Source organism: Metallococcus carri, from assembly GCF_011440275.1.
In the GTDB taxonomy this organism is placed as follows: Bacteria; Actinomycetota; Actinomycetes; order Actinomycetales; family Dermatophilaceae; genus Metallococcus; species Metallococcus carri.
The window spans coordinates 186261-209910 of record NZ_JAAOIV010000004.1 but is presented as its reverse complement, the minus strand read 5'-3'; the positions used below and the strand labels follow the sequence as shown (position 1 = coordinate 209910).

Genomic DNA, 23650 nt, shown 5'->3' with positions numbered 1-23650 from the left:
CGGCGAGAGGAACGGCATGACCCCTCCCGCCCTCGCGTCGGTCTCGGGATTCACCCCCGAGGACCTCACCACCTCGCTGCTCATCGGCAGCATCGTGCTGCTCATCGCCGTCGCCGCGGTCCGCCTGGCCAACCGGTCCGGGCTGCCGACGCTGCTGATCTACCTCGGCCTGGGGTTGGTGGTGGGCGAGTCCGGCTTCGGGCTGAGGTTCTCCGACGCGGTGCTCACCCAGGTGCTCGGGTACACCGCGCTGGTGCTGATCCTCGCCGAAGGCGGTCTCACCACCCAGTGGTCGGCGATCCGCCGCTCGGTCGCGCCGGCCATCGTGTTGTCCACGGTCGGTGTGCTCGTGTCGGTCGCCGTCGTCGGCGTGGCCGCGCACTACCTGCTCGGCCTGTCGTGGACCGTCGCGCTGCTGCTCGGTGCGATCACTTCCTCCACCGACGCCGCCGCGGTCTTCTCGGTGCTGCGCCGGGTGCCGTTGCCGTCGCGGATCACCGGCCTGCTCGAGGCCGAGTCCGGGTTCAACGACGCACCGGTCGTGCTGCTCGTGCTCGCCCTCGCCGAACAGGCCGCCCCCGATGGCGCGCCACACCCCTGGTGGCAGGTGGCCGCCTTCGCCGTCCTCGAACTCGCCGGGGGCGCCGCCATCGGCCTGGTCCTCGGGTATGCCGTGGGGCGGGTCATCAAGCGGGTCGCCTCCGGCTCCTCCGGTCTGTTCTCGATCGGCGTGCTCGCCATACCGGTCCTGGCGTATGCCGTCGCCGACCTCGCGCACACCAGCGGGTTCATCGCGACCTACCTATCCGCGCTGGTCCTCGGCAATTTGCACCTGCCGCACCGGCAGGCGGTGCGCGGCTTCGCCCAGGCCCTCGGGTGGCTGGCCCAGATCGGGCTCTTCGTGCTGCTCGGCCTGCTCGCCTCACCGACCCGGCTGGTGCACCAGATCGTGCCGGCCCTGGTGATCGGCACGGTGCTGTTGCTGCTCGCCCGGCCGCTGTCGGTGCTGGTGTCGGTGCCGTGGTTCGGCATCCGCTGGCGCGAGCGCATCTTCTTGTCCTGGGCCGGCCTGCGCGGCGCCGTGCCCGTCGTGCTGGCGACCGTGCCGCTCACCCTCGGCACCCGCAACACCGAATGGATCTTCGACCTGGTGTTCGTGCTCGTCGTGGTCTTCACGCTGGTGCAGGCGCCGACGCTGCCCTGGGTCGCCCGCCGGCTCGGCGTGGTCGACGAATCGCACACCCTCGACGTCGAACTCGAATCCACGCCCCTGGAGGAATTGCGCGCCGAGGTGCTGTTGGTGCGCGTCGGCACCTCGAGCCAGTTGCACGGCGTCGAGGTGCAAGAGCTGCGGCTGCCCCGCGACGCCGACGTCACCCTCGTGGTGCGCGAAGGCCACACCATGGTGCCGACCCGCCGGACCGTGCTGCACCGCGGCGACCGGTTCCTCATCGTGACCACCGAAACCCACCGAGCCGACGTCATACGGCGCATCCGGGCGGTGAGTGACGAAGGCCGGATGGCCGGCTGGCGCCGCCACGGCACCCGCATCGACCGGTCGATCGCCCCACCTCCACGGCATACGTAGAATCCTTCTCCGTGCCCACCTATGCCTACGCCTGCAAGGACTGCGGACACTCCTTCGAGATCGTCCAGTCCTTCTCCGACAACGCCCTGACCCAGTGCCCCGAATGCGGCGGCCACCTGCGCAAGGTCTTCAATTCGGTCGGCGTGGTGTTCAAGGGCTCCGGCTTCTACCGCACCGACAGCCGGAGCTCCTCGGGCTCCTCGGCGTCCACCGACAGTGCGAAGAAGCCCTCGGAGAAGACCTCATCCGACGCGAAACCCGCCGAGACGAAATCCTCCGACAGCAAGGCCTCGACCACCCCCAAGAAGGCCGAACCCTCCGCCTCCTGAGGTTTTCCCCAGCCCGGCGCAAGGCCTAGCACCTGTTGTCCACAGTGCGGTGAACGCGGGCTCGCGGGCCGACATACGGCCTGGTTAGTCTCGCGTCCATGGACGATCTCGCGGATCTCGGCGTCATCGGCGGCTCGGGCTTCTACTCCTTCCTCGATGACCCGCGCACGGTCTCGGTGGACACCCCGTTCGGCGCGCCGAGCGACGACCTGCAGATCGGCACGGTGGCGGGGCGACAGGTCGCCTTCCTGGCCCGGCACGGCCAGGGGCACCGCTATCCACCGCATCGCATCAACTACCGCGCCAACCTCTGGGCGTTGCGCTCGGTCGGCGTCCGCCAGGTGCTCGCACCGTGCGCCGTGGGCTCGCTGCGCCCGGAACTGACACCCGGCACCATCGTCGTGCCCGACCAGGTGGTCGACCGCACCTCCGGTCGCCCGCACACCGTGTATGACGAGCCTGGGCCGGTCGTGCATGTCGGCTTTGCCGATCCCTACTGCCCGCGCGGGCGCGCCGCGGTCCTCGGCACACCGTCGCCGCAACTACAGGTCGTCGACCGGGGCACCTTGGTGGTCATCAACGGTCCGCGGTTCTCCTCGCGCGCCGAATCGCAATGGCACCAGGCCGCCGGCTGGGCGGTCGTCGGCATGACCGGTATGCCGGAGGCCTCGATCGCCCGCGAGCTCGCGATGTGCCTCACCACGATGTGCGTGGTCACCGACCACGACGCCGGTGTCGAGGGTGAGGCCGGTGTCACCCATGCCGAGGTGATGCGCACCTTCGGCCGCTCCATCGACGCGCTGAAGTCCTGGCTCGGCGAGGTCATCGGGGCCATGCCACCACCCCAGGACGACGCCACCGCCGACTGCAGTTGCCGCCGAGCGCTCGATGGCCTCCAGCTTCCGTTCGCGCTGCCATGAGCTCGGCTCGCTCCTGAGGAGGGTGGTGCGATGACCGGCTCTGCGGGGACCACCGCCGTGCGGCCGCAGGCGCTGTTGCCTGCGAAGCTGCGGGGTCCTGGGCGGCAGGCCGCCTGGCGGCGGGCGCGGGTCCGGCGCCGGGTCAGCGTGGTGTTGTTCACACTGGCCGCACTCGTCGGATGGCAGCAGTTCCGGCCGCCGCCTCCACCGACCGTCCCGGTCGCCGTCACCCGCTCAGCGCTGCCAGCAGGACACCGGATCACCGCCGCGGACCTGCGCACGGTCGCCTGGCCTGCGACATCGGGCATCACGAGCGCGGCCACCACCGCTCAGGTGCTCGGGCAAGTCACGACCGTGGACCTGCCTGCGGGCGCACCGCTCACGGGTGGCACCGCGAGTGCATCGAACTGGTCTTCGGTTTCCACGACAGAGGTTGCGGCCACTGTGCCGCTTGCCGATCCCGCCATGGCCGCGCTCCTGCGAGCCGGCGACCGCGTCGATGTCTACGACGCGCAGGGCGCCACGCTGGTGCTGCAGGGTGCGCGGCTGGTGACCGTGACCGGCATAGCGCCGGGTCAGCAGGACCGATCGCGGACCGAGGCTCCCGTCGTCGTGGCCGCCCTGCCGCGCGGTGCAGCCGGCGATTTCGCTCGGGCGGTGGCGGCTGCCAGCGCCCTCGGTTCGGGGCTGGTGGTGGTCGCACATGGGTCTCGTTAGCACACCGTTTTCAGCGCCACTGCGCGTTTCGGTTTTCCTACTCACCCGAAACTTCGCTATGGTCGCACCGCTCACGCCCCCTCATCATTAGGAGCAGTACGTGTCGGGCTTCAAGAAGTTCCTCATGCAGGGCAACCTCGTCGAGTTGGCAGTCGCGGTTGTTATCGCGGGTGCGTTCGGCAAGGTTGTCGAAGCCATGGTCACCCTCATCATGGACCTGGTCGGCAAGGCCGGCGGGACCCCCAACTTCTCCGGCTGGACCCCCGGCGGCATCCACGTGGGTGCCTTCATCACCGCGCTGATCGCCTTCATCATCCTGGCCGCCGTCGTCTACTTCGCGGTCATCGTGCCCTACACCAAGGCACAGGAGCGCTTCGGCCCCAAGACCGAGGACGGCGAGACCCCGACCGAGCTCGACCTGCTCGCCGAGATCCGCGACGCCCTCGTGCGTGGCGGTCGCCCGCAGATCTGATTCACCTCGCGGTTCGTCGAACCGCCACCGGACGGGCCGGGCACCTTCGGGTGTCCGGCCCGTTCGTCATACATACGCGGTCTGCCTCCGGGCCGACCTGCCGCGAAACCTCGCCATTGTGGAGACTTTTGGTGCGCCTGCAGCCCGAAACTCCCGGATCCCGCTGACAACCTCGCCATTGTGGAGACTTTTGGTGCGCCTGCAGCCCGAAACTCCCGGATCCCGCTGACAACCTCGCCATTGTGGAGACTTTTGGTGCGCCACGCAGCCCGAAACTCCCGGATCCCGCTGACAACCTCGCCATTGTGGAGACTTTTGGTGCGCCACGGCCGAAGCGTCATTCCCAGTGCGGTGGGCGTTGCTCCTGCCACCAGGTGTCGCCGCGGTCGGAGGTCGAGCGGAAGTCCTCCTCATCCCGCGACGCCGCATCGTTGCCACGACCGGCCGCGACACCACGCGTCGACGCGGCCCGCTCCTCGACCTGACCACGCGCTGCGGGTGTATCCGGCCTCGACGCGGATGCGTCGGATCCCAACTCGGGCGCGTCCGGTCGCGGCGCTGGTGCGTCGCGGCTGCCGGTCGCCGGCCGCACCACCCGCCGATGCCTGCGTCGGCGTTCAGCCTCGGCCATCGACATCCTTGGTATAGGCCGCGTGCTGCAAACGCGCGACTTCACGCGCCGGGTCGCGGAACAGATCGCGCGACCACACCCGCTCCACCTGCCAACCCATGCCTTCCAGCCGGTCGATGGTCAGGCGTTCGCGGTCCCGGGTCGCCTCGCTGAGAGGTCGGCTGTCGGTGATCACCGCGACCTTCGCCTCGCCCGGACGGTGCGGGTCGTCCAGCACCAGGTCGATCCGGGTGCGGCTGAGCCCGACATTGGTGCGCGTGCCGATCCCGTCGTGGCGCAACCGTTCGGCAAGTTCGGCCACCAAGGGCGGCACCGGCAGCTCATCGGTGGTGGTCGGCAGCAACGGCTCGTCGAGCACACTGCCGGTCGACGCGGTGCGCCGCCGCCGGCCCGGGCGCCGTGGGCCGCCGGGTGCGGAACTCCTCGCCTCGGCCGAGCCGCCGCCGGCGAGGCCGCGTGCCCCAGCAAATCCCTGCGTCCCGGCGAGGCCGCGTGCTCCAGCAGAGCCTGCCGCGCCGGCATCCACCCCACCGGCCGATGCATGACCAGCGGCGCCGGCACCGGCATACCTCAGGTAATCGCGCAGGAAGATCGCTCCCCGCGCCCGAGCGCGGGTCGGGTCGAGGTCATCGACACTCCACGGCGACACCACGATGCTGCGCTTCCGGGCCCGTGAGGTCGCGGTGTGCAGCCGCCGGTCACCGCCGTCCCGAGCCAGCGAGCCGAGGCTGCCATCCGGCGCCCCGGCACAGACGATGACGACATCGCGCTGCAACCCGGCGGCGTCATCGACGGCGCGGACCTCCACCTTGGGCAACGGCCGGCCCAGCGCGCGCAGCGCCGCCTCGACCGGCGCGCAGCATTCCGGTTCGAGACAGATCACCGCCGGGGCAAACCCGCGCTCCACCTCATCGAGCACCATCCGGGCGACCCGCTCGGCCACCTCGGCCCCGGGCACGACGTCCACTCGGATCGCCGGCTCACGCTGCGGGCCCGGCAGGGAACGCACCGTCCCGTCATACAGCCGGGCCGACGCGAAGCCGACCAGCCGCTCGTCATAGGACCGGTAGTGCGTGGTCAAGGTATGCCGGGGCAAGGTGCGCGCGGCCTCCTCGAGGATCGAACGGGCCGCTCCTCCCGCAGGGGCGACCTGGTGACGGTCGCCGACGACGAGCACCTGCCCGGCTCGGCTGATCGCCGGCACCGCGAAGGCCGCGGACTGCACCGAGGCGTCGTCGATCACGGTGAGGTCGAACCACATGCCGGGCGGAATGAGCATCGGCACCGCGGCCGGACCCATCAACCAGATCGGCCGCAGGGCCAGCACAAGCTCGGGGGCATCGGTGATCGCGGCGTGCAGGTCGGGGCGAGGCGAGGTGGCGTGGGCGCGCAACGCCGCCACCTGGTCGGGCAGGTCACCGGCGATCTGCCGGACGTGCCGCCGCACCGACTCGCGCACCCGCGCCGCACCCCGGCGCATCTGCTCGGCGTCGAGGCGGCGGTAGGCGTCGGCGGTGTCGCGCAGCTGGGCGCCGTCGTGGCCGCCATACCCCTTGTCGGTGCGCTCGACTTCGGCCAAAACCGATGTCCACCAAACGAATTCGGCTTCTCCGCGCACCTCTTCGGGCCGCACCCGGCGGCGCGCGAGGTCGTCGACGAGCGGGCCGAGCCCGGCAGCGCGCACCTGCTCCAGACCACTCGCCACCCGCGGCAGCACCGCGAGCCGGTCGCTGGTCGCGGCAAGCTGGTCGAGTCGCTCTTGCAGGTCATCGAAGTCGAGGTCGAGCAGGTCACCCCCGTCGGCGGTGTCTTGCAGGATGCCGCCCAGCCAGTCCAGGTCGTCGCGCAGTCGGTCGTGCCGTTCGCGCGCGGCACCGAGTCCGGCCGCCGTGGCCGGCCGCGCTCCCTTGCCGGCGATCTCGCGCCACTGCTCGCGCTGAGCGGCGGCGCGCACGAGGACACCGTGCACATCACTCGGGCGTGGGCCGGGGCGCAAGAGGGCGTGCGCCTCGCCGACCAGCCGGCGCCGCTCGAACACACCGAGCCGCTGCTCCTTGCGCTCACTGCGGCCCGCGGTCGCGGTGACCATGTCGGGCAAGGTGGTGCCGAAGACGTCGGGCCGGAAGACCTCCAGGGTCGCGCGCACCCGCTCGAGCAGCTCCAGCCGGTCGCCTTCCTCGCGCAGGCTGGTCGCGGGCGGCAGCCCGACCTCGTCGAGGAGCGCTGCCGACTCCCTGCGGTATGCCGAGAGCCCTCCCTCCGCGAGGCGACTCACCAGATCTGCCACCCGGGTGCGCTGCTGCTCCCCGACGACCGCGGCGCCATACCAGGGGTCGGCACGTTCCCCGGTGGTCCAGGCTCCGTCCCGCGCCACCCGCTCGATCTGGTCGATGAGCTGGTCGCGTCGAGCCGGGGACATGCCGGCGAGCTCGGCGCCGGTCAGCCGCACCCGCGACCGTGGTGCCGGACGACGGGAGGCCAGCCGGGTGACCTGGCTTTGTGCCTCGTCGAGGGTCACCCCGAAGGCGGTCGGGGCGTGCAACGACGCGTGGTGTGCGGCCAGGTCGGAGCGAGCCGACGCCAGCCCGTTGGGAGCGGCGGTCACCTCGGCCGCCCCGCCCTCGGTGGTCGCCGCGTCGACCTCGTCGACGAGATCGGCCAGCAGGCGGCGTGGATCGACCCGCCCGGCCCGCGCGTCGACGGCCAGATCGTCCAGCCCGGCGGCCCGCAGCCGGCGCGCGATCTCGCGGGCGGCGCTGGCCGAGCCTGGCACCACGAGGGTGCGGCGCCCGTCGGCGGCGAGGGCCGCGGCCACCCCGACCACGGTCTGGGTCTTGCCGGTGCCCGGCGCCCCGTCGAGCACCAGGTGCGCTCCGGCGCGGACCGCCTCGACCACCTGCTGCTGGTCGCGGTCGAGGTCGAGGGCGACGACCTCGTCGTCCAAGGACGGTTCGTCGAAGGGTGGCGGTGGCGTCTGCACGAGCTCGGTCGCGGCCGGGTCACCGGCGAAGGCCGCGAGCACCGGGTGCGCGGTCAGCGCCGGCTGGGCGGCCAGGTCGGTGACCAGGGCGAGCTTGTGGTGGGTGAGCACCTCGAGGAACTGCCGGGTGTCGAGCTCGAACCCCGGCACACCCGCGCACGCCTGCGCGACCAGGCCGAGCGCTCCACGCACGTCACCGCTGCGGCCCAGCCCGGCACGCGCCTCGATGTCCTCGACCGGCAGGTAGACACCACTTTCGGTGAGCGAGGCGACCAGCACCGGGTTGAGGAAGACCTGCGGGTCGAGCCGCAGCTCAAGATCGTCCGAGTGCCAGCCCGGTGACACCAGCGCGGCCCGGCGCAGCAGCACCGGTGCCGCGGCACGGGTGGCCCCGCCCCGGAAGTTCCACCGCGCGGTCCCGAAGACCAGGAACAGGTTGTCCACCCCGAGCCGCTCCCGGTCGGTCGCCGCTCGCCGGGCCAGGTCGGCGGCCCGCTGAGCGGCCGGACCATAGGTCGCCTCGTTGCGGGCGAGATCGGACAACCGGGCGCGCCCGGTGGAGAACAGTCGCGCGAGGCCGGCCGGGTGGGCGAGGTCCAGATCGAGAGCCCGCCCGCGTCCGGCATACCAGAGCATGGTGTTGGGGCCGGTGCGTTCCTGGAGCACGGACTGCCAGCCGCGCACGGCCGCGGTCACCGGGTCGGTGACCTCCTGCGGGGGCTGATCGGACGACGGGGGGCGCGGATCCGAACTCACCGAACCAGATTAGTTGCGCTGCAGGAAGGCATCGACGAACACGCTCGTGATTTCGCTCGGATCACGCGTGGTGTAGGACAACCCGTCGGTGGAGGTGGCGATCTGCTTCAGCGCGGTGGGGTCGGTGTCGGTGCCCATCGCGATCGTCACGATCTTCACCGGCCGGTCGGCGCGGTATTGCTTCTTGAGGTTGGCGATCAGGCCCTTGAGGTCGAGGCCGCCACCCGGGTCGTCGTTGGTGCCGTCGGTCAGCACCACCACCGAGTTGACGTAGTTGTTGTCATAGGTCTTGGTGGAGTACTGGTAGGCCGCCCAGATCGTGTCGTAGAGCGCCGTGTCGCCATTGCGCGCGACATATTTCGGCAGCGTCTTAGCGGTGGCGGTCAGCTGGTCGCGATATTTGAGGCCGGCCGGGGTGCCGCCGATCGTGTTGATGCCGTTGGACAGCGGCACCCAGTCCTTGCCCTTGCCTTGCAGGTTGGTGGAGAACGCCCACGCGCCGAGCTGGGTCGTCGGCGGCAGTGCGCCGAGCGCTCCGACCGCGGTGCCGACCAGCAGGTCGATCCGGGTCGAGCCGGCGTTGACCGGCGTGCTCATCGACCCGGACACGTCGATCAGCACGAGCATCCGCGCATCGCGCGCCAGGTCGACCCAGGCCTTGTAGGAGGCGACGGTCTGCTTGACCGAGATCGGCGGGACAAGCTTCAGGTCGCGTCCCAGCGGCGAGCCACTCGGGTATGCCGGGGCCCGGCCGTCGCGAGCCGGAGTGCGGAAGCCGGCCTTGGTGAGTGCCTGGGTGCCGTCCGGCGAGGTCAGCGCGGAGTACAGCGCCCGGGCCGCCGGGGCCGGCACCGGATCGGCCTTGACCGTCGTGACATAGGGATAGTCCATCTGGGTCGCACCCTGGGCCGGCACCAGTGTGTCGAGCGGGGTCTTGGCCGACCGGTCGTAGGCGATGAGCTGCTGCTCGCTGAGCGGGAAGATCCGCGCGAGCCCAGGCCCTTGTGTCGCCCGCTGGCTAAGGGTGGTCATCGACATGGTCCCGCGCGACAGTTGCAGCACCGAACGCAGCAGCTTGGTGCGCTTGTCGTGGTCGAGCGAGGTGTTGTTGGCGGCCTGCATGGTGGTGAGGGCGCTGGAGGTCGAGCCCGGGTCCTGCACGGTGAGCAGTCCACCGCGGGCGAGCATGTTGGCCCAGGTGTCGACCGGCTTGGCGAGCGGGTCGCCCTTGAGTGCGGTCGGCACCCCGAGGACGACCGGCGAGGTCGCGACGGTGCCGATGACGTTGACCCACCCGTCGCCGAGCTTGGAGCTCACGTCGTTGACCCACAAGCTGGCGTCGGGGATCCAGATGTCCGGCGCCTCGGGCGCGCCGGTTTTCAGCTGCAGGTCGACGGTGGAGGAGGGGATATTGCGCACGTCGTAGTGCACGCAGACCGTGCGCTGGTTCTCCACCTTGCGGGCCTGGGCGAAGACGAGGTCGTACATCTCGTCGGTGGTCGCGACGGTGACATTGCGCGGTGCGGTGCAGGTCGGTGCGGCCTGCACCGAGCCGACCATCGCGGTCGTGCCGCCCGCCGTGGCGAGCAGCAGCGCGCCGAGTCCGGCACCGGCCGCGATGCGGCGGCGGCGCAGAGCGGCGCGAACGGCGGGCGTTGGGGTAGCCATGATCGTTCGATGTTACCCACGGGTTTCCGGCCGTATGCCGGTTTTCACCGACTCCCGCTCGCCCGCTCGCCGGAGCGTGCGGCGAGCGGGCGTCGGCATACGGACTAGATGAGGTTCTCCTCGGCGATGCCTTGCCCGTCGGCGTCCGCCAGGTCCTTGTCCTCGGCCCGCTGGGAGAGTTCGCGGCCATGCTTCTCGCCCTGCTCGGCGGCGTATTTGCCCTCCGGCGTGAGCTGTTCGAGGTCGGCAGCCTTGACGTCGCCGGTGCGCAGGTCGATCTGTTCACCGAGGTAGCGGAAGACCACCGCGACCGTCGCCGTGACCGGCACCGCGAAGAACGCGCCGACGATGCCGAACAGGTCGCCACCGAGGGCGATCGACAGCAGCACGAGCGCCGGGTGCAGCGACATCGAGCGGCTCTGCAGCAGCGGCTGCAGCACGTGCCCTTCGACCTGCTGGACGAACACGATGATGATCAGCACGATCAGCGCGGTGGTGACGCCCTTGGTGACGAGGGCGACCAGCACCGCGAGCGTGCCCGCGACGAAGGCACCGACGATCGGGATGAAACCACCGAAGAAGGTCAGCACCGCCAGCGGTGCGGCCAGCGGCACCCGCAAGATCACCAGGCCGAGGCCGATCATGAAGGAGTCGACCGCGCTCACGATCGCCTGCGTGCGGATGAAGCCGGACAGCGTCAGCCAGACCCGCGACAGCGCCTCGGTGAAATGCGCGCCGGTGCCGCGGCCGGTGACGATCCGCAGCCAGGGCAGGAAGCGCGGGCCGTCCTTGATGAACAAGAAGGTCAGGATCAGCGCGATGACCGTGTTGAGCAGCACCCGGCCGGCGATGGTGACACCGGAGAAGACGCCTTCGGCGATCCGGTTGCCGGAGGCCTGCAGCTTGGCGGTGATCGAGGAGACCGCGTGGTCGATCTGGTCGGGGCGCACGTGGAAGGGCGGGCCTTCCAGCCATTCCTGGATCTTCTGCACGCCGTCGACCGACTTCTGAGTCAGCTCCGGCCACTGGTTGCCGACGGTCGGAGCCATCGCGGCGACGATGCCGCCGATCACCACGAAGGCCAGCAGCATCGCGAGCACCGCGGCCAGCGTCGGCGGCACCCCCTTGTTGCGCAGCCAGCGAGCCGGCGGCCACAGCACGGTCGAAATCACCAGCGCGAGGAAGATCGGCAGCAGCGCCGGCCAGATCTCGGCCAGCACCTTGAGCAGCAGCCAGGTGGCGACCGCGACGAAGATGAACCGCAGCGACCAGGTCGAGGTCCACCGCAGCCCGTGGCTGATGATCTGAGCACGGTCCAGACCGCGGTTCTCGGTGCGGGCGCGCGCGACGCCGGAGCCGACGGTGGAGGTCGGCCCCTTCGCCTTCGGTCGGGTGTCGGCCGACGGGTCGGCTTCCACCTGCGGGTCGTCCGGCCCAGGCGGCTGCGGACTGTCGGACCGATGACGCAAGTGCTTCAGTCGGTCCCAGGCCTTGGTCCTCATCGGTGCGGAACGCTCCCCTCGGGCGGCATACGCGGCTGTGCCCCGTGACGGTATGTGCTGGCAATGCCCTGTGACCGTAGTTGACGCAGGTGCGGCCGCGACCCTAAGCGATCCGGGCAACCTCGGCAAACTCCATCCAATCTCCATCGCAAGCACCCCAAAGGGGGGTGGCCGGGCCCGAGATAATGGCGGTATGACGCCCATCTCGCCCTCTCGTGTGCTGGTCGTGGACGACGAGGTGGCGCTCGCCGGAATGGTCGGCAACTACCTCGATCGGGCGGGGTACACGGTGCAGTTGGCGCACGACGGGCTGGCGGCTCTCGAGGCGGCGCGGGCCTTCACCCCGGACGTCGTCGTGCTCGATCTCGGCCTGCCCGGCCTCGACGGAATCGAGGTATGCCGTCAGCTGCGCACCTTCAGCGACGCGTATGTGTTGATGCTCACAGCCCGCACCGAGGAGGTGGACACCTTGATCGGGCTGTCGGTGGGCGCGGACGACTATGTCACCAAGCCGTTCAGCGTGCGGGAGCTGGTTGCGCGGATCGGTGTGCTGCTGCGGCGGCCCCGCACGGCGACGACCGAGCCGGTCGTGCAACAGGTCGGCCGGTTGCGCCTCGACCTCGAGGCGCACGAGGTGTTGCTGGAGGGCCGGTCGATCCCGCTCACCCGCACCGAATTTGACGTGCTGGCCACCCTGGCGGCGCAGCCCCGGCGGGCGTTCGACCGGCGGGCGCTGATCGACGCGGTGTGGGGTGCGGGCTGGGGCGGCGACGAGCACCTGGTCGACACCCATGTGGCGCACCTGCGGGCCAAGCTCGGCCGCGAGGTGATCGCGACCGTGCGTGGCGTCGGGTATCGGATGGGCCGGCCGTGACGGGGCGTAATGCTGGCGGCCGGCGCGGCGGCGGTATCCGACGCGGCGCCGGCCTCCGACGCGGCGCCGGCCTCCGACGCGGCGCCGGCGGCGCGGGTGGGCGCTCCCCCGTCTCGCTGGCCGTCTGGCTGCTGACCGCGATCGGCTGCGTGCTGGTTGTGTCGGCCGTCGCCGGCGGCGGGGTCGCGCTGGTCGTGGCACCGCGGCTGTTCCATCAGCATCTGGCGCGGGCCGGTGAGACCCAGCCCTCGACGGTGCGTCATGTCGAAGAAGCCTTCGTCTCGACCGGCTGGGTGACGCTCAGCATGGCCGCCCTCGCCGCACTGGTCGTGGCGGTGCCGCTGTCGTGGTGGGTGTCGCGACGAGTGACTCGGTCGCTCGAGGCGGCAGGCACCGCGGCGACGGTCGTCGCACGCGGCCGGCCGGCGCCGCTGATCGACGAGACCCACGGCCCGGCCGAGGCGCGAGCGATGGCGACGGCGTTCAACTCGATGTCGGGGCAGCTGGCCGCGACCGAGGAGACGCGACGACGGATGCTCGCCGACCTCGGGCACGAACTGCGCACGCCGATCAGCACGCTGCAGGCGCATCTCGAGGGCCTCGAGGACGGCGTCATCCCGGCCGATGCGGAGACCTTCGCGGTGCTGCAGCGCCAACTCGACCGGCTCACCCGGCTGACCGAGGACATCCGCACGGTGTCCTTGGAAGACGAGCGAATCCCGTTGCGCCGCAAGCAGATCGACCTAGCTGAGCTGGCTCGATCGGTGGGTGAGCTACCCCGCGAAGGCGCCGAGCGGATCGTGGTCGACACACCGCAACCCCAGCCGGTGTGGGTCGATCCTGCGCGCATCGAACAGGTGCTGACCAACCTGCTGGACAACGCGGTCCGGCATACGGGAGCAGGCGACACGATCACCGTGACTGTCGACGGGGACGACCGGGAGGTGCGTCTGTCGGTCGCCGATACGGGCGACGGCATCGCTGCCGAGCAACTGCCGCATGTCTTCGAGCGGTTCTATCGCACCGACGCCGCCCGGGACTCGGCGCACGGCGGCAGCGGCATCGGACTGTCGATCAGCCGCTCGATCGCGCACGCGCACGGTGGCAGCCTGACCGCGACCAGCGACGGACCCGGTGAGGGCGCGAGGTTCGTGCTCAGCCTGCCGCGATCTCCATGAGATCTCCATGATTCGTCGGTGTTGACCGCCGAGATCATCGCGCAGGCTGGTGCCCATGAACCGTCGACTGCTCACGGCCCTGCCCACCGTCCTGCTCGCTGCGCTCGTGACGGGGTGCGGCAGTTCCTCGAGCGGCGGGTCGGGGATGTCCGGCATGAACCACGGCGCGATGACGAGCTCCGGCTCGATGCCCGGCTCCGACTCGTCCGCGGCGAGCGGCTCGTCCGCGGCGAGCGGGCGGCAAGGCGATGTGATGTTCGCGCAGATGATGATCCCCCACCACCAGCAGGCGGTCACGATGGCCGACCTGGCCCTCGGCCGATCGGGGGCGTCGCCGAAGGTGCGCGACCTGGCCACCCGCATCAAGAAGGCGCAGGGTCCGGAGATCGCTCAGATGCAGGGTTGGCTGCGCGCCTGGAAGGCACCGCAGCCCTCATCGACCGGGATGTCCGGCATGAACCACGGCGACGGGATGATGACCGACGCGCAGATGAAGCAACTCGAGGCCGCCCAGGGCCCGGCCTTCGACCGGATGTGGCTGCAGATGATGGTGCAGCACCACCAGGGCGCGATCCGGATGGCGAAGTCGGTGCTCGGCACTACATCCGACCCACAGGTGAAGAAGCTCGCCAGCTCCATCGTCACCGCGCAGGACAAGGAGATCCGGGAGATGAACCGCCTGCTCGGCACTGCCTCCGCGACCCCGTGAGACGGGCCCTGTGTCCGCAGATGCGCGCGATGGGTCGCGCGGTGCTGCGGACACAGCGGACGCCGATCAGATCGTGAAGAGCTCGGCTCCTTGCTCGACGCGCTCGCCGGCGTGCTCGGCTGACACCGAACCGGCCGGTGTGTCCAGGGCGCAGACCAGCACGAGCTGCGAAAGTCCTTGTGCCGCAATATCTCCCGGCGTCCAACGGACGCACTCCTGACCTTCGGCGATCTCGGACTTCTCGGCCACCAGCACCTCGAAACCGGCACCGTCGAGCTTGACCGTGTCGATGCCGAGGTGCACCAGCACCGCACCGTCGGGACCGGCGACGACATACGCGTGCGGCATCGCCTTGACCACGGTGCCGGCGATCGGAGCCACAGCGACCTGCTGCTCGGGACCGGGCGTGATCGCCAGCCCGGCGCCGACCATCTCGGCGGCGAAGACCGGGTCGGGCACGTCCGCGAGCGCCATGATCTCGCCGGCGGACGGCGCGAGCACCCGCATCACAACAGGTCCTGGATGTCCTCGGCGAGGGTGTCGGCCTCCGGCCCGACGACGACCTGGACGACCGAACCCTGCACGACGACGCCGTGCGCACCCGCCGCCTTGAGCGCCGCCTGGTCGACCTTCGAGCCGTCGGAGACCTCGGTGCGCAACCGGGTGATGCACGCCTCGATGTCCTCGATGTTCTCGGCGCCGCCGAGCCCGGCGACGATCTGTTCGGCCTTGTTCATGGGTGGCTCCTTCCTTGACATGTCCGTATGACGGGACAATCCTCGCCCACGATCGCACGATCGCCCAGGGAAGGGGCCCAGATGAGCACCAGTGCAGCCGCAGCCGCGGCGCCCAAGCAGCGTCGCGGTATGGCGTCACTGCAGAAATTCGGTCGCAGCCTGATGCTGCCGATCGCCGCGCTGCCGGTGGCCGGTCTGCTGCTGCGGCTCGGCGCCGACGACGTGCTCGGCAAGGACGGCCTGGGCTGGACCAAGGTCGCGCCGGTCATCGCCGCGGGCGGTGGCGCGCTCTTCGACAACCTGCCGCTGCTGTTCGCCGGCGGCGTCGCCATCGGTATGGCGAAGAAGGCCGACGGCTCGACCGCGCTCGCCGCGGTGGTCGGTTATCTCGTCTTCAAGAATGTTGGCAACGCCATGTCGCCGCTCGTGCTCGGCACCAAGCCCGATCCCACCGGGAAGCCGCCGATGATCGACTACGGCGTGCTCGGCGGTGTGCTGTCCGGGTTGATCGCCGCCAAGCTCTGGGAACGTTTCCACCGCACCAAGCTCCCGCCATACCTCGCGTTCTTCGGTGGCCGACGGCTGGTGCCGATCCTCACCGCGTTCGCGACGCTGCTGCTGTCGGTCGTGACGGCCTTCTGTTACAAGGCTTTTGCCGCCGGTCTGCAGGCGCTGTCGACCTGGGTGTCGCACAACGACGTGGTCGGCGGGTTCATTTACGGCACCGCCAACCGGCTGCTCATCCCCACCGGTTTGCACCACATCCTCAACTCGGTGCCGTGGTTCCAGCTCGGCAGCTACCAGGGCGCGGGCGGCAAGACGGTGCAGGGCGATATCGCCCGGTTCGCCGCGCACGACCCGAGCGCGGGCTCATTCATGACCGGCTTCTTCCCGATCATGATGTTCGCGCTGCCGGCCGCGGCGCTGGCGATCTGGCAGGAGGCCCGCCCCGACCAGAAGAAGGTCGTCGGCGGCCTGATGGGTTCGGCGGCGCTGTGCTCCTTCCTCACCGGTGTCACCGAGCCGCTGGAGTTCGCGTTCATGTTCGTCGCCTGGCCGCTGTACGTCATCCACGCCGTGCTCACCGGCACCTCGATCGCGCTGTGCAACGCGCTCGGCATCCGCGACGGGTTCAACTTCTCGGCCGGGTTGTTCGACTATGTGCTGAACTTCGGCATCGCGACAAAACCGTTGTGGCTCATCGTGATCGGGCTCGGGTATGCCGTGCTCTACTACGTGGTCTTCCGGTTCGCCATCCGCAAGTGGAACCTGCGCACCCCGGGCCGCGAGGCCGAGGGCGAGGACACGCTGGCGCCCGACACCACGCCGTGACGACACCCGTAGTAGAGGACTCCGGCGGCTATCGCGACCACCGCCCCTCCGTCGCACCATGACACCCGGAGTAGAGGACTCCGGCGGCTATCGCGACCACTTGCCGGAGATGACGACGCGGGTGCTGGGCGCCGACGACGTTACGGACGCGCTCGTCGACGGGCTCACCGCGATGCTGGGCGAGTTGGTGCTCGCCGACGCCGCGCTCGGGTGGACGGCGCCGCCGGCCGCCGCGGAGGTGCGCTCCTTGCTCACCGAGCTGGTGACGGCCGGGTCGGCCGAGGCTGCTGCCGTCGTTGCCTCAGCCGGTGAGTCCGTTGCGGGCTTCGGCTATTGGCGGCGCTATGCCCGGCCGACCCACCGGCCGCACGCGGACCTCGAAAAGCTCGCTGTGGCAACGGAATTCGCCGGCCAGGGCGTCGGCCGGCGACTCCTCCGGGCGCTGGTCGACTCAGCCCGGACGGCGGGCATCGAAGTGCTCACCCTGGACTTCCGTGGCGACAACACCCGCGCCGAGCGGCTCTATCTGTCCGAGGGCTTCGTGGAGTACGGCCGCCTGCGCGACTTCGTCGCTCCGGACGAGACACGCCGGTTCGACATGGTGTTGCACGCCCTCGACCTGCGCTCCGGTGCAGGCCGCCCGGGCAACTAGACTGATCCGCGCGACATGCCGCGACCCGGCATACGCTCCCCGCCCTCGTAGCTCAGGGGATAGAGCACCGCTCTCCTAAAGCGGGTGTCGGCTGTTCGAATCAGCCCGGGGGCACGTGCTCCGAGCGGAGAGGACCCGCCGATGAACTGGTTCAAGAAGCTGCGCGGGGGCGGCTCGGACGTCCCGCCGTCGCCTCAGCACGCCGTGATGATCCACTACGAGCTGTCGGGCGAGTTCGGGTCGGACAGCGAGCGTGAGGCGCTCTTCAAACTGGAGGACGTGCTCGAGGCCAAGGTCGAGGCGGCCAACGCCGGAGAGCTGGACGGCAACGAGTTCGGCGACGGCGAAGCCGTGATCTACCTCTATGGACCGGACGCCGACCGACTGTGGCAGGTCGTCGAGCCCGACGTGCGCGCCTTCCCCGCGCGCCCGGCGCACGCGATCCTGCGTTATGGCGGAGCCGAGGATGCGTCGGCTCGCGAACGCATGATCGACCTCTAGTGCTCGGCGCCGGCCTCGATGAGCAGACCCGCCGACGACGAGGGGGCCGCGGGGGGACCTCTATTTTGCCAAGGCTCGTGGGTAGCCGAGTGGCTGTGCGTTGAAGCGCTGCTCGACGGCCGCCGCAAGGTCCGCGGCGACCTCGCGTAACGACGGAAGCAATGGCGACGTGGCGGCAGCCCGCAGCGAGTGGACGATGCGGTCCTGATGACGCGGCGAGGGGCGCTCCGGGCGCGCAGGTCGCGGAGGTCCGGCGAGTTGCTCCAGGAGCCAATAGCTGCTCAACCATCGCCAGCCGTCAGCGGCGAGGCGGAGGTCATGTCGAAGGTCATCCGCAGCGATGTCGCCGAGCAGGGACGCCGCGCTCGCCTGCCACGCCGCGAGGGCGGCACGCGTCAGGCCGTCCGGCAAGGTCCACGCGCACCAGCACGACGGCCACGGAACCTGGAGATAGGCCACATCCCACGCGAGATGTCTGATGGTGGCGAACTCCAGGTCGATCATCACGACCCGCCCATCGACGAGCAGGTTGTTGTCCGGACACATGTCTCCCGCGGACAAGGTCGACAGGTCGGTGCGAAAGCGAGTCGTCAGGCTGGCGAGGTCATCGAACGTGGATCTCTCGGTGTGCACCCCCAGGTCCGCTGCTAGGCCGACCCACGCTGCAGCCGCCTCCTCCAGTTGGGCGTCCATGTACGCGCTGGAAGTGCCTGTGCGGCGCATCATCTCGTCCTCGAACAGGCTGGCGGCCGCCCGCCCCGCGACGTGAAAGCGCCCGAGTCCGGCAGCCCACGCTCGGACGGCGGCTTCTGCAGCGGCGGCATCCTCGCCCGTCAACGCATCCGCGACATTGCCGCCGTCGCCGAGATCCTCGAGGACCAGCAAACCGTCGCCCTCCGCCAAAACTCTTGGTGCACAGCCGGGGTCGATGGAGTTCAACGCGAGCAGCGCGCTCGACTCACGTCCGCTCGCAAAGGGGTCCTGCGTGAGATTCCGCTTGACGATCACGGTCCGGCCTCGGGCCTGCGCACGAATCACCTGGTTGCGATCGCTGGTCGGCAGCGGCGCTCCTATCACTGTGAGGGGCTCGCCCAAGGCGGTCGACGCCTGCTCGATGGTGGTCCTCGTCGTGTCGTCCACCCGGCCAGCCTGACAGGCCGGGCTCGACCCCGGGCGCCCGCCATACGTCTGAGCAGCCGCCATCGTCCCCATCCAGCTCACGCCCTAGTTCGCGGCACTCTCTGGGATGCGCGAGCAGTGCGGACCGGCTCGGGGGGAGCCTCAGGGATGCGCAGCGAGTCGGCGCAGCCACTGGGTCAGTAGTTGCGTCTCTGCCTCGCCGAGAACGTCCGGCCGGGCGACGGCATACTCAAGCACGCGGTGGATGCCGACGCGGTCGTCCTCGGGCAGCCCGCTCTGCGCCGTTCCGGTGATGGCCGCGATCGTGCTCTCTCGCACGGCCGCGGACAGTTGCGGGTCCGGCGTGGCCAGGACGACCTGCCGCAGGGTCACGCCGATGTTGGTGACCAGCACGTGCGCGGCGGCCTGATCAGCCGGCACGATCAGCCGGCCCTGGTCCGCAGCGGCGCGCGTCAAAGCGAGGAGCGTCTCGCTCGCGCGCGACTGCCCCTCGCTCACCTGGCCCGGGCGCACCTTGCCGTACATCAGGGTGTAGAAGCCGGGGTTCTCCACTCCGAAGGCGACATGGGTATCCCAACCCACCCGCAGGTCCTGGATCGGATCGCCCGACGATTCCTGCGCCGATTTCTGGGCGAGGTAGAGCTCGAACCCGCGGACCACCACGGCATCGAGCAGGCCCTGCTTGCTCCCGAAAAAGTGGTACAGCGTCGGCATCTTCACCCCGACCTGGTCGCACACCGCACGCAGCGAAATCTCCTCGCCGGGCGCCGAGGCGACGAGATCAGCCGCGGCATCCAGCAAGCGGGTCCGTGTATCAGCGTGCGGGACCTGTGTCATGCTGCTACATTAGGGCATATCGTTGATATAGCGATCCATTCTCCCGCTACACGGAAGGCTTCTCATGACCACGCACACCCTCCAGGGCAAGAACGTGCTCGTCGCCGCCGGCGCCAAGAACCTCGGCGGCCTGATCAGCCGTCGGGCCGCCGAGGCTGGCGCGAATGTCGCGATTCACTACAACTCCCCGTCCACCCGGCCGCAGGCCGAGGAGACGCTCGCAGCGGTTGAGGCCGCGGGCGGCAAAGGCGTCGTCCTCACCGGTGACCTGACCCGGCCGGATACGGTCGCCGAACTGTTCGCGAATGCCGCCGACGCTCTCGGACCGATCGACGTCGCGGTCAACACGGTCGGCAAAGTGCTGCGTAAGCCGATCGCGGACACCAGCGAGGACGACTACGACTCGATGTTCGACATCAACGCCAAGGCTGCGTACTTCTTCATCAAGGAGGCCGGCAGGCAGCTCGCCGACGACGGCAAGATCATCACCATCGTCACCTCCCTGCTCGCGGCCTTCACCGACGGTTATTCGACGTATGCCGGTGGCAAGAGTCCCGTGGAACACTTCACTCGCGCGGCTGCCAAGGAATTCGCGCCGCGCGGCATCTCGGTCACCGCCGTCGCACCGGGGCCGATGGACACACCGTTCTTCTACGGCCAGGAGACGCCGGAACGCGTCGAGTTCCACAAGTCGCAGGCCATGGGCAATCAGCTCACGAAGATCGAGGACATCGCGCCGATCGTCACCTTCCTGGCGACCGACGGCTGGTGGATCACCGGTCAGACGATCTTCGCCAACGGTGGCTACACCACCCGTTGATCCCCCGTCGGATGTCCCGCGCTGAACCCGGCGCCGACGGATGGTGCCGGGTTCATGGGCGGAGGGGCTCGCCGAGGTCGTAGGCGCGGAAGCACACGGCATACTCCTCCCCCGCGGCCTCCCCGCCCGAGCGCAGGATCCCCGGAATCATCTGCCCCGGATCGGGGTGCCCGGGCAGGTCGGCGAGATAGGCCTGGTGGCTGCGCAGCGACGCGACGCTCGCCTCGACCGCGGCCCGATCGACCGCCACCGCATGGGTCGCGTCCGGGTGCCCGGCGACCAGGATCCAGCGCGTGTGCCATTTCGGCAGTCCGGCATCGGCCAGCTCGCGAAACACCCAGGTGTTGTCGGCGTCGCGCACCCCGTCGATGACCGACAGACCCGCGGCGCGGTGATCGGCTTGGTTCAGCCCGCCATACGCCTCGAGGTCGAAGTTCGCCGTCACGACCGCGTCCGGGCGGAACTCACGCACCGCCCGCGCCACATCGCGCCGCAGCTCAAGGCCTGGCTGGAGCATCCCGTCCGGATGGTTCAGCACCGAAAGCTGTTGCACCCCAACGGTTTCGCAGGCCTTACGCTGCTCAGCTGCCCGCATCGGGCCGACCTCCTCGGGCGGCAACTGCATCCCCGCCTCGCCCGAGGTCAGCAGCACGTAAGCCACCTCGACACCCCGTTTGGTCCAGGTCGCGACCGCCGCGGACGTGCCGTATTCGAGGTCGTCCGGATGGGCGACGATGCACAGCACGCGCGACCAGTTGTCGTCGGGCAGCAGGGGCAGGGACATCGATGGGCTCCTCTCGCGGACCTCACCCATGCCTACCACGATCCGGTATGCCGGCCCGCTCACCTCCCGCTGTCACCGCACCCGGGCAGGATGGGCGGTGAGACCACCCGCGACTCGGAAGGCGACGCGAACCATGACCTTGTCCGTCACCGCTGTGCAGCTCACCGCGACCGAGGAGGTCGAGGCGAACCTCGCGCAGATCACCGGCGCAATCGCCGAGGCGCCCGCGGGCACCGATCTGCTGGTGTTTCCCGAGGCGTCGATGCGCAGCTTCCGCCGTGGCTTCGCCGATGCCGCTCAGCCGCTCGACGGTCCGTTCGCGAGCACCGTCCGCGAAGCAGCTCGCGGGTCCGACCTCACCGTCGTGGTCGGCATGTTCACGCCGGCGGAAGACGGTCGGGTGCACAACACGCTCCTCGTCACCGGCCCGGGAATCGAGTTGTCCTACAACAAGATTCACCTCTACGACGCGTATGGATCGCGCGAGTCCGAGATCGTCGCACCCGGTGACGAGATCGTCACCTTCGACCTTGGTGACCTGACCGTCGGGCTTGCCACCTGCTACGACATCCGCTTCGCCGACCAGTTCCGGGCGCTGGCCAAGCGCGGTGCCGAGGTCGTGATCGTGCCCGCCTGCTGGGGCGAGGGACCGGGCAAGGCCGAGCAATGGGATGTGCTCACCCGCGCCCGCGCGCTGGACGCGCAGGCCTGGCTGGTCGCCGCCGCTCAAGCATGGTCCGAGCCGCAGGGCGCGGCACCGCTCGGCATCGGCAACAGCGTGATCGTCGACCCCTTCGGTCGCGCCCGCGTCCGCGCCGGACACGAACCGACCACGATCACCTGGACCGTCGACGCTGACACCGTCGCCACCGCCCGCGAGCGCATCCCGTTCGGCGACTCGTAACGAATTCCGTTGGCGGACAGTCGTTTTCACTCGTTCGCGCCGCTGAACATCCGACAGCCCGTCGCGGTCGCCCCCTCCCGTTGCGAGCCACCGGCCGAGTTGACGAACCCTCGGATCGCGTAGTTAGGTAAGCCTCACCTAACTACGCACTCGAGGACGCGATGACTTCGACACCACCCGCCCTACTGACGACCGACACCCGGCAGGCCTACGCCACCGCCCTCAGCGACACCAGTGCGGTGCTCTGCGACGCCTTCGCCGCAGCGCAACATCCCTGCACCGAGGCAACTCCCGCCGACCTCGCCCCACGCATCGACGCGGTCGACCTCGACCGCCCGCTGTTCGACCTCGCCGAGGCGCTCGCCGAAGTCGACGATCTCTACGTGCGCCATGCCACCTGGTTTCACCACTCGCGCTATCTGGCCCACCTGAACTGCCCCGTGCTGATCGAAGCGGTCGCCGCGGACGCGATCGCCTCGGCGGTCAACTCCTCACTCGACACCTGGGATCAGAGCGCGGGCGGCACCCTGATCGAACGCCGGCTGATCGCCTGGACCGCCGGCCGGGTCGGCTGGGACCCGTCCGCCGACGGCATCTTCACCAGCGGCGGCACCGCCTCCAATCTGCACGCTCTCTTCCTCGCCCGCGAACACGCGGTGCGCCAGGGAGCCCGGCTCGCCGACCTGCGCATCCTCACCTCGGTGGACAGCCACTTCAGCATCCGCACGGCGGCCCACCTGCTCGGCCTGCCCGCCGATGCCGTCGTGCCGATCCCGGTCGACCGCGAGCGGCGCCTCAACCTGTTCTCCTTGCGCATCGCCCTGGCCCGGCTGGCCTCCGCCCGCCTCACGCCGATGGCTGTCGTCGCCACCGCGGGCACCACCGACTTCGGCGTCATCGACCCCTTGAGCGCCGTCGCTGACCTGTGCGCCGAGCGCGATCTGTGGCTGCACGTCGACGCGGCGTATGGCGGCGGCCTGCTCGTCTCCCGCACCCGGCGCGATCTGCTCGCGGGCATCGAACGGGCCACCTCGGTGACGGTCGACTTCCACAAGTCCTACTTCCTGCCGGTCGCTGCGAGCGCCCTGCTCGTGCGGGACGGGCGGCTGATGGTTCGTCACCACGCGGACTACTTGAACCCGGAGCGGATGACGCGGGACGGCATACCGAATCAGGTCGACAAGAGCCTGCAGACCACGCGGCGGTTCGACGCGCTGAAGCTGTGGCTGGCGCTGCGGGTGACGGGTGCCGACGCGATCGGTGATCTCTTCGACGCGGTCATCGAGCTGGCCCACCAGGCGCACGAGCAGCTGCGCGCGGATGCGCGCTTCGAGGTCGCAGCGCCGACTGATCTCAGCACCGTCGTGTTCCGCTACACAGACCCGAATCTTTCTGCGGCACAATGTGATTCGGCCAACCTCGCAGCCCGTGAGTTGCTGGCTCGCGAACGCTGCGCGGTGATTGCGAGCACCACCATCGACGGCGAGGAGTGGCTGAAGTTCACCGTGCTGAATCCGCACACCACCACCGGCGACATCGGTGCCGTCGTCGAGCGCATCGCCCATCACTGCGCCGACACCGTCCAGCGGCTGCCGCGCACGATCGCGGTCTGAGGGGAG

The 23650-nt window shown here is 69.9% G+C and carries 23 protein-coding genes and 1 tRNA gene; 15 read left to right on the top strand and 9 right to left on the bottom strand.

Annotated elements, in window-relative coordinates:
• Positions 1 to 16: 16 nt before the first annotated feature.
• The 5 genes from G9U51_RS07585 to G9U51_RS07565 all read left to right on the top strand — a co-directional run bounded on the left by G9U51_RS07585 (position 17) and on the right by G9U51_RS07565 (position 4026).
• Positions 17 to 1588 (top strand): potassium/proton antiporter, encoded by a 1572-nt coding sequence (locus G9U51_RS07585; RefSeq protein WP_166195531.1) that lies wholly within the window; start codon positions 17 to 19, stop codon positions 1586 to 1588.
• An 11-nt stretch (positions 1589 to 1599) separates the two neighbouring features.
• Positions 1600 to 1917 (top strand): FmdB family zinc ribbon protein, encoded by a 318-nt coding sequence (locus G9U51_RS07580; RefSeq protein ID WP_166195528.1) that lies wholly within the window; start codon positions 1600 to 1602, stop codon positions 1915 to 1917.
• A gap of 98 nt (positions 1918 to 2015) precedes the next feature.
• On the top strand, positions 2016 to 2837 hold the full coding sequence (locus G9U51_RS07575) for an S-methyl-5'-thioadenosine phosphorylase (protein ID WP_166195525.1): 822 nt from the start codon (positions 2016 to 2018) through the stop codon (positions 2835 to 2837).
• Between the two features lie 30 nt (positions 2838 to 2867).
• Positions 2868 to 3554, top strand: a complete 687-nt coding sequence (locus G9U51_RS07570) for an SAF domain-containing protein (protein WP_166195522.1) — start codon at positions 2868 to 2870, stop codon at positions 3552 to 3554.
• Between the two features lie 100 nt (positions 3555 to 3654).
• A complete protein-coding gene (locus tag G9U51_RS07565) occupies positions 3655 to 4026 on the top strand; it encodes an MscL family protein (protein ID WP_166195519.1) in 372 nt (123 codons plus the stop codon).
• 337 nt (positions 4027 to 4363) lie between these two features.
• Here G9U51_RS07565 and G9U51_RS07560 read toward each other — a convergent pair whose 3' ends face one another.
• The 4 genes from G9U51_RS07560 to G9U51_RS07545 form a co-directional block, all read right to left on the bottom strand.
• A complete protein-coding gene (locus tag G9U51_RS07560) occupies positions 4364 to 4657 on the bottom strand; it encodes a hypothetical protein (protein WP_166195516.1) in 294 nt (97 codons plus the stop codon).
• Positions 4644 to 8393, bottom strand: coding sequence for an AAA family ATPase (locus G9U51_RS07555; RefSeq protein ID WP_166195513.1), 3750 nt, complete (start codon positions 8391 to 8393; stop codon positions 4644 to 4646). The genes G9U51_RS07560 and G9U51_RS07555 overlap by 14 nt, the downstream gene beginning before the upstream one ends.
• Before the next feature lie 9 nt (positions 8394 to 8402).
• On the bottom strand, positions 8403 to 10061 hold the full coding sequence (locus G9U51_RS07550; protein ID WP_166195510.1) for a substrate-binding and VWA domain-containing protein: 1659 nt from the start codon (positions 10059 to 10061) through the stop codon (positions 8403 to 8405).
• 104 nt (positions 10062 to 10165) lie between these two features.
• Positions 10166 to 11563 (bottom strand): AI-2E family transporter, encoded by a 1398-nt coding sequence (locus tag G9U51_RS07545; RefSeq protein ID WP_166195507.1) that lies wholly within the window; start codon positions 11561 to 11563, stop codon positions 10166 to 10168.
• Positions 11564 to 11756: 193 nt separating this feature from the next.
• Between G9U51_RS07545 and G9U51_RS07540 the strand changes: the two genes are divergently transcribed.
• The 3 genes from G9U51_RS07540 to G9U51_RS07530 all read left to right on the top strand — a co-directional run bounded on the left by G9U51_RS07540 (position 11757) and on the right by G9U51_RS07530 (position 14324).
• Positions 11757 to 12437 carry a response regulator transcription factor gene (locus G9U51_RS07540; protein ID WP_166195504.1) on the top strand — a complete coding sequence of 227 codons (681 nt, stop codon included), beginning with the start codon at positions 11757 to 11759 and terminating at the stop codon, positions 12435 to 12437.
• A gap of 149 nt (positions 12438 to 12586) precedes the next feature.
• Entirely contained in the window at positions 12587 to 13615 is a 1029-nt protein-coding gene (locus G9U51_RS07535; protein WP_166195501.1) for a sensor histidine kinase, read from the top strand.
• Positions 13616 to 13670: 55 nt separating this feature from the next.
• Positions 13671 to 14324: a DUF305 domain-containing protein gene (locus G9U51_RS07530; protein ID WP_166195498.1), complete on the top strand. Its 654-nt coding sequence runs from the start codon at positions 13671 to 13673 to the stop codon at positions 14322 to 14324.
• 66 nt (positions 14325 to 14390) lie between these two features.
• Here G9U51_RS07530 and G9U51_RS07525 read toward each other — a convergent pair whose 3' ends face one another.
• Positions 14391 to 14831, bottom strand: coding sequence for a PTS sugar transporter subunit IIA (locus tag G9U51_RS07525; RefSeq protein WP_166195495.1), 441 nt, complete (start codon positions 14829 to 14831; stop codon positions 14391 to 14393).
• Positions 14831 to 15061 carry a glucose PTS transporter subunit EIIB gene (locus G9U51_RS07520; protein ID WP_166195492.1) on the bottom strand — a complete coding sequence of 77 codons (231 nt, stop codon included), beginning with the start codon at positions 15059 to 15061 and terminating at the stop codon, positions 14831 to 14833. The genes G9U51_RS07525 and G9U51_RS07520 overlap by 1 nt, the downstream gene beginning before the upstream one ends.
• Positions 15062 to 15142: 81 nt before the next feature.
• On the opposite strand from G9U51_RS07520, the gene G9U51_RS07515 reads away from it, so the two are divergent.
• The 4 genes from G9U51_RS07515 (at position 15143) to G9U51_RS07500 (ending at position 17546) form a co-directional block, all read left to right on the top strand.
• Positions 15143 to 16393, top strand: a complete 1251-nt coding sequence (locus G9U51_RS07515) for a PTS transporter subunit EIIC (protein WP_166195489.1) — start codon at positions 15143 to 15145, stop codon at positions 16391 to 16393.
• A gap of 58 nt (positions 16394 to 16451) precedes the next feature.
• Positions 16452 to 17045, top strand: coding sequence for a GNAT family N-acetyltransferase (locus tag G9U51_RS07510; protein WP_166195485.1), 594 nt, complete (start codon positions 16452 to 16454; stop codon positions 17043 to 17045).
• Between the two features lie 41 nt (positions 17046 to 17086).
• Positions 17087 to 17159, top strand: a tRNA-Arg gene (locus tag G9U51_RS07505).
• Between the two features lie 27 nt (positions 17160 to 17186).
• Positions 17187 to 17546, top strand: coding sequence for a hypothetical protein (locus tag G9U51_RS07500; RefSeq protein ID WP_166195482.1), 360 nt, complete (start codon positions 17187 to 17189; stop codon positions 17544 to 17546).
• A 60-nt stretch (positions 17547 to 17606) separates the two neighbouring features.
• On the opposite strand, the gene G9U51_RS07495 is transcribed toward G9U51_RS07500, so the two are convergent.
• Together G9U51_RS07495 and G9U51_RS07490 are read right to left on the bottom strand one after the other, a co-directional pair.
• On the bottom strand, positions 17607 to 18686 hold the full coding sequence (locus tag G9U51_RS07495) for a protein kinase family protein (protein WP_166195480.1): 1080 nt from the start codon (positions 18684 to 18686) through the stop codon (positions 17607 to 17609).
• A 141-nt stretch (positions 18687 to 18827) separates the two neighbouring features.
• Positions 18828 to 19523 (bottom strand): TetR/AcrR family transcriptional regulator, encoded by a 696-nt coding sequence (locus tag G9U51_RS07490; protein WP_166195477.1) that lies wholly within the window; start codon positions 19521 to 19523, stop codon positions 18828 to 18830.
• 64 nt (positions 19524 to 19587) lie between these two features.
• Here G9U51_RS07490 and G9U51_RS07485 point away from each other — a divergent pair, with 64 nt between their 5' ends.
• Positions 19588 to 20343, top strand: coding sequence for an SDR family oxidoreductase (locus G9U51_RS07485; protein WP_166195474.1), 756 nt, complete (start codon positions 19588 to 19590; stop codon positions 20341 to 20343).
• A gap of 52 nt (positions 20344 to 20395) precedes the next feature.
• Here G9U51_RS07485 and G9U51_RS07480 read toward each other — a convergent pair whose 3' ends face one another.
• Entirely contained in the window at positions 20396 to 21127 is a 732-nt protein-coding gene (locus G9U51_RS07480) for a PIG-L deacetylase family protein (protein WP_166195471.1), read from the bottom strand.
• Positions 21128 to 21260: 133 nt separating this feature from the next.
• On the opposite strand from G9U51_RS07480, the gene G9U51_RS07475 reads away from it, so the two are divergent.
• Complete coding sequence (locus tag G9U51_RS07475) at positions 21261 to 22031, top strand: carbon-nitrogen hydrolase family protein (RefSeq protein WP_166195467.1); 771 nt, start codon at positions 21261 to 21263, stop codon at positions 22029 to 22031.
• A gap of 161 nt (positions 22032 to 22192) precedes the next feature.
• Positions 22193 to 23644 carry a pyridoxal phosphate-dependent decarboxylase family protein gene (locus tag G9U51_RS07470; protein WP_166195464.1) on the top strand — a complete coding sequence of 484 codons (1452 nt, stop codon included), beginning with the start codon at positions 22193 to 22195 and terminating at the stop codon, positions 23642 to 23644.
• The last annotated feature ends 6 nt before the right edge of the window (positions 23645 to 23650 follow it).